This is a genomic window from uncultured Methylobacterium sp. (assembly GCF_964251405.1).
GTDB lineage: Bacteria > Pseudomonadota > Alphaproteobacteria > Rhizobiales > Beijerinckiaceae > Methylobacterium.
In genome coordinates this window covers 17,114-27,026 of sequence record NZ_CAXUJR010000044.1, presented here as the reverse complement: position 1 = coordinate 27,026, position 9,913 = coordinate 17,114, and the positions used below count along the sequence as shown (strand labels likewise).

Below are 9,913 nucleotides of genomic sequence, written 5' to 3'. Positions count from 1 at the left end.
CATAAAGAACTAACGTTCGTTTCAGCGGATAACGGGTGGGTCCCGCTCCGCATCGGCCCGGCGCCCGAGGAGGATTCCATGACCGACCGCCTGCCTGGCTTCAATACGCTGGCCATCCATGCCGGCGCCTCGCCCGACGCGACCACCGGCGCGCGGGCGACGCCGATCTACCAGACGACGTCCTTCGTGTTCGACGACGTCGACCACGCGGCTTCGCTGTTCGGTCTGCAGGCCTTCGGCAACATCTACTCGCGCATCACCAACCCGACCAATGCGGTGCTGGAAGAGCGCATCGCGGCACTCGAGGGCGGCACCGCGGCGGTGGCGGTCGCCTCGGGCCACGCCGCCGAGTTCCTCACCATGCACGCCCTGATGCAGCCGGGCGACGAGTTCATCGCGGCCAACAAGCTCTATGGCGGCTCGATCAACCAGTTCAACCATTCCTACAAGAACTTCGGCTGGACCGTCGTCTGGGCCGACACCGACGATCCGTCCTCGTTCGAGCGCGCCATCACTCCGCGCACCAAGGCGATCTTCTGCGAGTCGATCGCCAATCCCGGTGGCGTGATCACCGACATCGCCGCCCTCTCGGTCATCGCCCGGCGCCACAACATCCCGCTCATCGTCGACAACACCATGGCGACGCCGTACCTGATCCGCCCGTTCGAGCACGGCGCCGACATCGTCGTGCATTCGGCGACGAAGTTTCTGGGGGGGCACGGCAACTCGATCGGCGGCCTCGTGGTCGACGGCGGCACCTTCCCCTGGGCCGGCGACGACCGCTACCCGATGCTGTCGAAGCCGCGCCCCGAATATTCGGGCATGGTGCTGGCCGAGACCTTCGGGAATTTCGGCTTCGCCATCGCGATCCGGGTGCTCGGCCTGCGCGATCTCGGCCCGGCGCTCTCGCCCTTCAACGCCTTCCTGATCCTCAACGGCATCGAGACCCTGCCCCTGCGGATGCAGCGCCATTGCGACAACGCACTCGTCGTGGCGACCCATCTCCAGTCCCACCCGGCCGTGGCCTGGGTGAGCTATCCGGGCTTGGAGACCGACAAGTACCACCAGCTCGCCAAGCGCTACACGCCGCTGGGTTCGGGCGCCGTATTCACCCTCGGCCTCGAGGGGGGCTACGATGCCGGCGTCAAGCTCGTCGCCAACCTTCAGCTCTTCTCGCATGTCGCGAATATCGGCGACACGCGCTCGCTGGTGATCCACCCGGCTTCCACCACCCACCGTCAGCTCTCCGACGCGCAGAAGACCGCCGCCGGCGCCGGCCCCGAGGTGGTGCGCCTGTCCGTGGGCATCGAGGATCCGGCCGACCTCATCGAGGATCTCGACGCGGCGCTCTCGGCTTAAGGATCGGTTAACCATGCCGTCCGCACACTCGTGACGATCACGGGGATGTGGCGATCACTGGGAGACGGACATGACGCTCTCGACGGGATTGGACGGGCTTCCGGACGGCTTCGGCCTCGGCGCCCTGGTGGCGGTGTTCCTCGTTCTCGGCGTCCTGTCGTTGCTTCGCCGGGCGGCCATGCAACCGAAGCCGGTGCCGGTCCGCTCTCGCCGTCGGGTCTGAGCCGGCCCCCGGCCCCGTTCTTGACGCAGGCGGGATCGGGGAATAGGCCCCCGCCATCGGTCATACCCGGACCAGCCGAGACCTGATGACAGACGAATCCTCAGACCTTCCCGTCGTGCTCCTCGTCGAAGACGACGGCCTCCTTCTGATGGAAGCCGCCGACACCCTCTCCGATGCGGGGTTCCGGGTGCTGGAGGCGTCCCACGCGGACAAAGCTCTCAAGGTCCTTCAGGACCGCGACGACGTCGGCGCGCTCATGACCGACGTGGACATGCCGCAGGGCTCGATGGACGGCTTCGCCCTCGCCCGGCTCGTCGCCCGGCGCTGGCCGTCGATCCCGGTGCTGATCGTCTCCGGCATGGGCCATCCCGGTCCCAACGACATGCCCGAGGGCGCCCGCTTCATTCCGAAGCCCTACGAGCCCGCCACCCTGGTGCGGACCTTGCGGGCCTTCGCCCGGCGTGCCGCCTGATCCCTTAGCCTTTCTCGAAACGGAGGCCCCATGGCCACCGAGACCCGTTCCCACCGTTTCGCGACGCAGGCGGTCCATGCCGGCGCCGCCCCCGATCCCTCGACGGGTGCGCGGGTCCAGCCGATCTACTTCACGAACGGCTTCGTATTCGATTCCACCGAGCAGGCGGCCGACATCTTCGCGATGCGCCGCACCGGCTTCTCCTATTCGCGCGGCTCGAACCCGACCGTGGCGGCGCTGGAGCGCCGGGTCGCGGCCCTGGAGGGCGCCAAGGCGGCGGTGGCCGTGTCCTCGGGCCAGTCGGCCGTGCTCCTCGTCCTGATGACGCTGATGAAGAGCGGCGACGCCTATGTCGCCTCGCCGCGCCTGTTCGGCGGCTCGCTCGGCCTGATGCGCCGCCTCGACGGCCGCTATGATTTGAAACCGCAATTCGCCAAGGGACTGACGCCCGCCGATTTCGAGGCCCAGATCACGCCGGAGACGCGAGCCATCGTCTGCGAGTCGATCGTCAACCCTTGCGCGACGGTGATGGACCTCGTCGGGATCGCCGAGGTCGCTCAGCGCCACAACCTGCCGCTCGTCGTCGACAACACTCTGGCCTCGCCGGCCCTGATCCGACCGATCGAGTACGGTGCCGACATCGTCGTCCACTCGACCTCGAAGTTCCTCGGCGGCTCGGGCCAGACCATCGGCGGCATCATCTGCGACGCCGGCCGCTTCGACTGGAAGGCGGCGGGCTCGCGCTACAACCTCATCACCGAGCCCTGGCCGGATTACGACGGCCTCGTCATCACCGAGCGCTTCCCCGAGATCAGCTTCGCCGTCGCCTGCCGCCTGTTCGGCCTGCGCGACCTCGGCCCCGGCCTCTCGCCGATGAACGCCTTCCTGACGCTTACGGGAATCGAGACGCTTCCCTTACGCATGGAACGGCACTGCTCGAACGCCCGCATCGTCGCCGCCCATCTCAAGGACCATCCGGCGGTGGAGTGGGTGAGTTATCCGGCGCTGCCCGGCCAGCCGGGCGAGTCGATGGCCGCCTGCTACACGCCGCAGGGGCCGGGCTCGATCTTCACCTTCGCGCTCAAGGGCGGAGAGCCGGCGGCGGTCAAGTTCATCATGGCGCTGGAGCTGATCTCCCACCTCGTCAACATCGGCGAGATCAAGTCCCTGGCCATCCATCCGGCCACGACCACCCACCGGCAGTTGAACGATGCCGACAAGAAGCTCGCGCAGGTCGGGCCGGAAACGGTGCGCCTCTCCATCGGCCTCGAGAATGTCGAGGACCTGATCGCCGACATCGACCAGGCGCTCGCCAAGGTGGTGTGACAGGAGACTCTCCTCCCCCTTGAGGGGAGGAGTTGGAGGTGGGGGTGGTTCCGCTGGCCTCGACCGAGGGTCACCCAGCCACCCCCACCCTAACCCTCCCCTCAAGGGGGAGGGAATCGCGCTGAGCCTGAACGGGCCGGTGTCATCAACCGTCCTCTCGTCGTCTCACCATAGCCCGCAACGCGCCGCGGAACGTGCGCACGTCCTGCTCGGTCAGGCTCATGCGGTGGAGCATGTCGCGCATGTTGCGCGCGATGATCTCGCGCTTCTCCGGCGGATAGAAGCCGGCGGATTCCAGCGCGTTCTCCAAGCTGGCGAACAGCGACAGCAGCGCCCCGCGTGTGGCCGGCGGAGACAGCATCTCGCCCGAGAAGGGCAGCTGCGCCAGACCCGCTGCGCGCCGCCATTCGTAGCCGACGAGCAGCACCGCCTGGGCGAGGTTGAGAGAGGGAAAGTCCGGCGAGACCGGGAAGGTCACGACGGCGTCGGCGAGCGAGACCTCCTCGTTCAACAGCCCGACCCTCTCGCGCCCGAACAGGATGCCGACCCGCTGACCGGGCATTCGGCCGCTCCGCCCTGCGACCTCGCGCATGGCCTCGTCGGGGGGCATCACCCGCTTCATCTGTCCGCGCTCGCGCGCCGTGGTGGCGAGCACGTAATGCAGGTCGGCGATGGCCTCGGGAAGCGTCGGGTAGACCCTGGCCCCGTCGAGGGCGGCGACCGCCCCGGAGGCCGCCTCGCGCACGCCCTTCATCGGCCAGCCATGCTTCGGGGCGACGAGGCGCAGTTCGGTCAGCCCGAAATTGGCCATGGCACGGGCGACCATGCCGATGTTCTCGGCGAGCTGGGGGGCGACGAGGATGATTGCGGGGGGATGCGAGTCCGTCCCGCCCGCCTGCGATGGGTCCGGCATCGGCGGGTGCGCTCGCCTCAGATCTTACCGTCGAGGCCCATCTGGTAGTATTTGTGCACGATCTTGTCCTGGTTCTCGAGGAGCCAGTCGATCGACGGCTCGTTCGCCATCGCCTTGCGGATCGCCTCCGTCATGCCGCGGCGCTGGATGTCGAACAACGCCTTGTGGTCGACGGTCTCGGCTTCGATCACGCCTGGGCTGAGCCAGACCGAGCAGATGATGCCGAGATCGTTGGCCTTGTCCTTGGGGATGTAGCCCGCCCGCACCGCGTCGAGGACGCCGTTGGCGATGGCGAACTGCACCGTGCCCATCAGGATGGAGGTGTATTTCGACGTCTCGACGCTGACCTTCGAGACGCACAGCGTCACCGGCCGAACCATGATGTCGGTGTTGAGGAGCGCGAAGACGCGGCTGTGGCCCACAACCTGGTCACCCGTCAGGGTGGCGAGCGCCGTGCCGACCGGCCCGTCGAGTTCGCCGATGATCACCTCGGGCTCGGCCGCGGTGTTGGGCGGCCCGCCGGCCACCAGCGCCTCTCCGGCGCGCAAGATGATGCGTTCGCTCATGGGTATCGTCCTCATCACTTGATCGAGGCCGCACATTCCCGGCGCGGCCCCGGATGTCCAGGGGTTTGCGCGAATTCCCTCGTGGGTTGGAACCCGCGATCTGTCACGGGCACGCCTTTCGCGTCCTGTTGCACCGCGCTATGACCGCGCCAAGCGGGTGCGGCCCTCCCCGGCCGCGCGGTTCGAGAAAGGCTCAGAGGCTCATGTCGAAGATCAAGGTGGCGAACCCGGTCGTCGAGCTCGATGGCGACGAGATGACCCGGATCATCTGGGCGGCGATCAAGGACAAGCTGATCATCCCCTATCTCGACCTCGACCTCGACTATTACGATCTCGGCGTCGAGCACCGCGACGCCACCTCCGACAAGGTCACGGTCGACGCCGCCGAGGCGATCAAGCGCCACGGCGTCGGCGTGAAGTGCGCCACCATCACCCCCGACGAGCAGCGGGTGAAGGAGTTCGGCCTGAAGGAGATGTGGAAGTCGCCCAACGGCACAATCCGCAACATCCTCGGCGGCGTCATCTTCCGCGAGCCGATCATCTGCAAGAACGTGCCCCGCCTCGTGCCGGGCTGGACCCAGCCGATCGTGGTCGGGCGCCACGCCTACGGCGATCAGTACAAGGCGACCGATTTCAAGGTGCCGGGCAAGGGCCGGCTCACCATCAAGTTCGAGGGCGAAGACGGCACCGTCATCGAGCGGGAGGTGTTCAAGTTCCCAAGCGCCGGTATCGCCCAGGCGATGTACAACCTCGACGACTCGATCCGCGACTTCGCCCGCGCCTCGCTGAACTACGGCCTCAACCGCAAGTACCCGGTCTACCTCTCGACCAAGAACACCATCCTCAAGGCCTATGACGGGCGCTTCAAGGACCTGTTCGAGGAGGTTTACCAGGACGAGTTCAAGTCGCGCTTTGCCGCGCTCGGCATCACCTACGAGCACCGCCTGATCGACGACATGGTCGCCTCGGCGCTGAAATGGTCCGGCGGCTATGTCTGGGCCTGCAAGAACTACGACGGGGACGTGCAGTCCGACACGGTGGCGCAGGGCTTCGGCTCGCTCGGCCTGATGACTTCGGTGCTCCTTACCCCCGACGGCCGCACCGTCGAGGCCGAAGCCGCCCACGGCACGGTGACGCGCCACTACCGCGAGCACCAGAAGGGCAAGGAGACCTCGACGAACTCGATCGCCTCGATCTTCGCCTGGAGCCGCGGCCTCGCGCACCGGGCCAAGCTCGACGGCAATGCCGAGCTCGCCACGTTCGCCACCACCCTGGAGACGGTCTGCGTCGACACGGTGGAGAAGGGCTTCATGACGAAGGACCTCGCCCTCCTCGTCGGCCCAGACCAGAAGTGGCTCTCGACCACCGGCTTCCTCGACAAGGTTGACGAGCACCTGAAGGCCGCGATGGCGTGAGGGGACAGGCGACCCTTTACGAATGAAGCGCGGGCCTCTCCTCCCCCTCGCGGGGAGGGGACTTCCCGCCCTTCATGGCGGCTTCCCGTTCCCGGTCGGCCCGGATGCTCCGGCGCACGACGATCAACTGCCACACCGCCAGCCCCAGGACGAAGAGCTCCAGAGCGGTGGAAGCGATCATGCCGGCGGGTCCGCGGCCTCGCGCTGCCGCTGCGCCTCTTCCCGGTCGCGCCGGATGCCGCGCTTGAGCACCACGAGCTGCCAGATCGCCAGTCCGAGGGAATCGAGAAGACCAGCCCGATATCGAAGAACGCGAAGATCGGGTCTGTCATGCCCGATTCCTCATGGGATACGGTCGCTCATGGGGCTGCCGGGGAGCCCACTTCGCTCGTGAAGGCCTCGCGCTCCCGCAGCACTTCGATGAGGTCGAGGACGCGCACGAACTGGCCTGGGACGTTCCACCAAGCAGGGCGGGAGCGAGCGACGTCCGGCGCTTGAGCGGCGACGGCCTCCAGCAGGAAGGCGATCTCGGGCACGGCCGGTTCCTCCAGCAGGAGATCGCTGCCGAGCGGGAGGCTCGCCCGGGCCATGAGTACGGCCTTGCGTCGACCCGGCACCCTGGCGCGGCGGCCGATCGCATCGTGGCCCGCACGTTCGATGTCCCGACCGATTTCGGCATAGATCAGGCGGGCGGCGCGGATCGCCGGGCGGCACGCGAGGGGCAACCCGCCCGTCCCGGCTTCCGAACGGGAATAGAGCCCGTCGGCTACCGCGAGGAGGCGGGCGATCACGCCCTCGAGCGGCGGCGTCAGCACCGGGCCGGCCAGGAAAACGTCCGGATCGATGCCGGCTTCCCTGAGCCAGGCCAGGGGCAGGTAGAGGCGGCCGGCCCGCGCATCCTCGCCGACGTCGCGGGCGATGTTGGTGAACTGCATGGCGAGCCCGAGGTCGCAGGCCCTCGCCAGCACGTGGGGATCGCGCACCCCCATGATCAGCGTCATCATGGCGCCGACGCTCGCCGCGACGCGGGCCGCATAGGCGGTGAGGTCGCACAGCGTCTCGTAGCCCCGGCCCTGCGCGTCCCAGGCCAAGCCCTCGATGAGAGCCGCCGGCAGGGTCTGCGGTATCGCGTAATCCATGACGATGTCGGCCAACGCCCGGTCGGCTGCACCCTCCATGGGCTGGCCGGCATAGATCCGCGCGAGCCTGTTCGAGAGCCGGACCACCGCGGCGGCACGATCCCGAGGCGCCACGTCATCGACGGCGTCGTCGGAGAGACGGCAGAAGGCGTAGAGGCCGTAGGCGGGTCGCCGGACGGAGGCCGGCAGCAGTGCCGAGGCCGCATAGAAGCTGCGCGACCCCGTTCGGATCGCCTCGCGGCAGGCGGCGTGGTCGGCCGCGTCGGCGTGGCGGACCGCCATCACCGATCGGATCTCGGTTTCGTCACGGAAAGACACGAGCATCCGGCACCACGCGATCGAGAACCCGGGCAGAGGAGAGAACCCCCGGCAGGCCGGCACCCGGATGGGTGCCTGCCCCGACGAGGTAGAGGTTGGCGACGTTCTCGGAGGCGTTGTGAGGGCGGAACCACGCCGATTGCGTCAGTACCGGCTCGAGGCCGAAGCCCGAGCCGCGCACGCTGAGGAAGTCGCTGGCGAAATCCTGCGGCGTCGTGATCTTCGAGGTCACCAGCGCCTCGGACAGCCCTGGGAGCACGGTGGCTTCGAGATGGCGTTCGATCGCCTGCCGATACGGCTCTGCCTCGACGCTCCAATCCTGGCCGCCGTCGAGGTTGGGCACCGGCGAGAGCACGTAGAAGGCGTCACAGCCCGGCGGGGCGAGAAGCGGGTCGGTGCCGGAGGGCCGGTGCAGGTAGAGGCTGAAATCCTTCGCGAGATGCTTCCTGCGAAAGATGTCGTCGATCAGCCCCCGATAGCGCGGGCCCATCATGATGGTGTGGTGGGCGACCTCCGGATACTTCCGGTTCGTTCCAAAGTACCAGACGAAGAGACCCATGGAGGAATGGGCCTTCTTCAGCTTCGCCGCGCTCCAGCGCCGACGCTTCTGCGGCAGCAGGTGCTGGTAGGTGAAGGCGGAATCGGCGTTGGAGACGACGATGTCGGCGTCGATGCGCTCGCCTCCGGTGAGGACGACCCCTTTGGCGGCGCCCGCCTCCAACCGGATCTGCGCCACGTCGGCGCCGCAGCGCAGGCTGCCGCCCTGGCCCCGGATCAGCGCGACGAGGCCGTCGACGAGCCGCCCGGTCCCGCCCATGGCGAAGTGGACGCCCCAGCGCCGTTCGAGATGGGCGATCAGGCAGTAGATCGCGCTGGCCCGGAACGGGCTGCCGCCGATCAGCAGCGGGTGGAAGCTGAAGATCGTGCGCAGGCGCTCGTCGCGGATGTAGCCGGCCACGACGTCGTAGACGCTGCGATGGCCGCCCAGGCGCAGCAGGGCCGGGGCGATGCGCAGCATGTCGGTGACCGAGCCGAAGGGGACGTGACCGAGCTTCTCGAAGCCGAGCTCGCAGATCTCGCGGGAGCGCTCCATGAAACGCTCGTAGCCGGCGACGTCGTCGGGCGAGAACCGCGCCACCTCGGCGCGCATGGCGACAGGGTCGCCGCTATAGTCGAAGGTGGCGCCGTCGTCGAAGCGGATGCGGTAGAACGGCAGCATGGGCACCAGGGTGACGTCGTCCTCCATCCGCCGCCCGCAGAGCTGCCACAGCTCCTCGAACAGGAACGGGGCCGTCACGATGGTGGGGCCGGCGTCGAAGGTGAAGCCGTCCTGCCGGTGCACCCTGGCGCGGCCGCCGGCCTGCTCGAGCCTCTCCAGTACGGTGACGCGGTAGCCCCGCACGCCGAGCCGGATCGCGGCGGCGAGCCCGCCGAAGCCGCTGCCGATCACCACGGCGTGCGGCCGCCCTGAGGGCGGCAACTCGGTGGCTGGGAGGTCGGCGAGTGTCAACATAAGCTGACACTATCAGTGTCAAATTCTCTGACGCAAGGGGCGATTTGACGTGATGTGTCTTCTGCTGGCGTGACGACGTTACGCTTTGCAAGGCTGGGCCCATCTCCCTGTCTCTAGCGGGGACGGACCGAGGGCGGGGGTGGTTCAGCTTGGTGAGTGGGAGGCGAGCGGACTCACCTCCACCTCTTCCCTGGACGGGGAAGGAGAGGCGCCGGCATGACCTGCCATGACCCCCGCCTCCCTCGCAGCCTTCAGGATCACCCCCGCCACCTTCTCCGGCGCTTCTTCATGCGCGAGGTGACCGAGGTTGCGCAGGAGTTCGACGCGCGCACTCGGAATGCGCTTCTGCACGCGAAACGCCGTGTCCGGCGAGATCGCCTTGTCGCTGCCGCCGACGATCAGCAGGGTCGGCACCGCGAGCCGCGGCAGGTCGCGATCGAGGGCGGCGAGATCCCAGTTCGCCATCATGCCGAGCGTCCCGGCGACGTGGCCGGGGAAGCGGAACAGGCGCCGATAGAGGTCGAGCCCCTGCGCGTCGAGCGCCGAGCCGGTGCCCCGCATCAGGCGCTCCACGGCCGCGGAATCGGCGCTCCAGGCGAAGAGCTTCGGGGTGACGGGGTTGAGGAACAGCATCCGGGCCAGACTCGGGAACAGCACCGAGGCGAGGCC

The 9,913-nt window shown here is 68.1% G+C and carries 11 protein-coding genes; 5 read left to right on the top strand and 6 right to left on the bottom strand.

Annotation, left to right across the window (positions count from 1 at the left end; genetic code table 11):
• Window positions 1–78: 78 nt before the first annotated feature.
• From ACFE7U_RS10105 to ACFE7U_RS10090, 4 genes are all read left to right on the top strand, one after another.
• Window positions 79–1,359: an O-acetylhomoserine aminocarboxypropyltransferase gene (locus ACFE7U_RS10105; protein ID WP_375409589.1), complete on the top strand. Its 1,281-nt coding sequence runs from the start codon at window positions 79–81 to the stop codon at window positions 1,357–1,359.
• A gap of 70 nt (window positions 1,360–1,429) precedes the next feature.
• Entirely contained in the window at window positions 1,430–1,582 is a 153-nt protein-coding gene (locus tag ACFE7U_RS10100; RefSeq protein WP_375409588.1) for a hypothetical protein, read from the top strand.
• Window positions 1,583–1,667: 85 nt separating this feature from the next.
• The gene (locus ACFE7U_RS10095) at window positions 1,668–2,054 is read left to right on the top strand and encodes a response regulator (protein WP_375409587.1); all 387 of its coding nucleotides are present in this window, start codon (window positions 1,668–1,670) and stop codon (window positions 2,052–2,054) included.
• 30 nt (window positions 2,055–2,084) lie between these two features.
• Entirely contained in the window at window positions 2,085–3,380 is a 1,296-nt protein-coding gene (locus ACFE7U_RS10090; protein WP_375409586.1) for an O-acetylhomoserine aminocarboxypropyltransferase/cysteine synthase family protein, read from the top strand.
• A gap of 145 nt (window positions 3,381–3,525) precedes the next feature.
• On the opposite strand, the gene ACFE7U_RS10085 is transcribed toward ACFE7U_RS10090, so the two are convergent.
• Window positions 3,526–4,293 carry an RNA methyltransferase gene (locus tag ACFE7U_RS10085; protein WP_375409585.1) on the bottom strand — a complete coding sequence of 256 codons (768 nt, stop codon included), beginning with the start codon at window positions 4,291–4,293 and terminating at the stop codon, window positions 3,526–3,528.
• Window positions 4,294–4,310: 17 nt separating this feature from the next.
• Complete coding sequence (locus tag ACFE7U_RS10080) at window positions 4,311–4,859, bottom strand: formaldehyde-activating enzyme (protein ID WP_375409584.1); 549 nt, start codon at window positions 4,857–4,859, stop codon at window positions 4,311–4,313.
• A 203-nt stretch (window positions 4,860–5,062) separates the two neighbouring features.
• On the opposite strand from ACFE7U_RS10080, the gene ACFE7U_RS10075 reads away from it, so the two are divergent.
• Complete coding sequence (locus ACFE7U_RS10075; protein ID WP_375409583.1) at window positions 5,063–6,274, top strand: NADP-dependent isocitrate dehydrogenase; 1,212 nt, start codon at window positions 5,063–5,065, stop codon at window positions 6,272–6,274.
• 16 nt (window positions 6,275–6,290) lie between these two features.
• Here the strand turns inward: ACFE7U_RS10075 and ACFE7U_RS10070 are convergent, their stop codons facing one another.
• The 4 genes from ACFE7U_RS10070 to ACFE7U_RS10055 all read right to left on the bottom strand — a co-directional run.
• The gene (locus ACFE7U_RS10070; RefSeq protein ID WP_375409582.1) at window positions 6,291–6,455 is read right to left on the bottom strand and encodes a hypothetical protein; all 165 of its coding nucleotides are present in this window, start codon (window positions 6,453–6,455) and stop codon (window positions 6,291–6,293) included.
• A 178-nt stretch (window positions 6,456–6,633) separates the two neighbouring features.
• Window positions 6,634–7,695 carry a phytoene/squalene synthase family protein gene (locus tag ACFE7U_RS10065; RefSeq protein WP_375409581.1) on the bottom strand — a complete coding sequence of 354 codons (1,062 nt, stop codon included), beginning with the start codon at window positions 7,693–7,695 and terminating at the stop codon, window positions 6,634–6,636.
• 22 nt (window positions 7,696–7,717) lie between these two features.
• Window positions 7,718–9,244, bottom strand: a complete 1,527-nt coding sequence (locus tag ACFE7U_RS10060; protein WP_375409580.1) for a phytoene desaturase — start codon at window positions 9,242–9,244, stop codon at window positions 7,718–7,720.
• A 144-nt stretch (window positions 9,245–9,388) separates the two neighbouring features.
• The coding region (locus ACFE7U_RS10055; protein ID WP_375409579.1) for an alpha/beta fold hydrolase at window positions 9,389–9,913 on the bottom strand (525 nt) is incomplete at its 5' end.

Bases quoted from the DNA above. Each gene is read 5' to 3' on its own strand.
- ACFE7U_RS10065 (WP_375409581.1), bottom strand. From the start codon at position 7,695: ATGGCGGTCCGCCACGCCGACGCGGCCGACCACGCCGCCTGCCGCGAG.
- ACFE7U_RS10070 (WP_375409582.1), bottom strand. From the start codon at position 6,455: ATGATCGCTTCCACCGCTCTGGAGCTCTTCGTCCTGGGGCTGGCGGTG.
- ACFE7U_RS10100 (WP_375409588.1), top strand. From the start codon at position 1,430: ATGACGCTCTCGACGGGATTGGACGGGCTTCCGGACGGCTTCGGCCTC.
- ACFE7U_RS10075 (WP_375409583.1), top strand. From the start codon at position 5,063: ATGTCGAAGATCAAGGTGGCGAACCCGGTCGTCGAGCTCGATGGCGAC.
- ACFE7U_RS10095 (WP_375409587.1), top strand. From the start codon at position 1,668: ATGACAGACGAATCCTCAGACCTTCCCGTCGTGCTCCTCGTCGAAGAC.
- ACFE7U_RS10105 (WP_375409589.1), top strand. From the start codon at position 79: ATGACCGACCGCCTGCCTGGCTTCAATACGCTGGCCATCCATGCCGGC.
- ACFE7U_RS10080 (WP_375409584.1), bottom strand. From the start codon at position 4,859: ATGAGCGAACGCATCATCTTGCGCGCCGGAGAGGCGCTGGTGGCCGGC.
- ACFE7U_RS10060 (WP_375409580.1), bottom strand. From the start codon at position 9,244: ATGTTGACACTCGCCGACCTCCCAGCCACCGAGTTGCCGCCCTCAGGG.
- ACFE7U_RS10085 (WP_375409585.1), bottom strand. From the start codon at position 4,293: ATGCCGGACCCATCGCAGGCGGGCGGGACGGACTCGCATCCCCCCGCA.
- ACFE7U_RS10090 (WP_375409586.1), top strand. From the start codon at position 2,085: ATGGCCACCGAGACCCGTTCCCACCGTTTCGCGACGCAGGCGGTCCAT.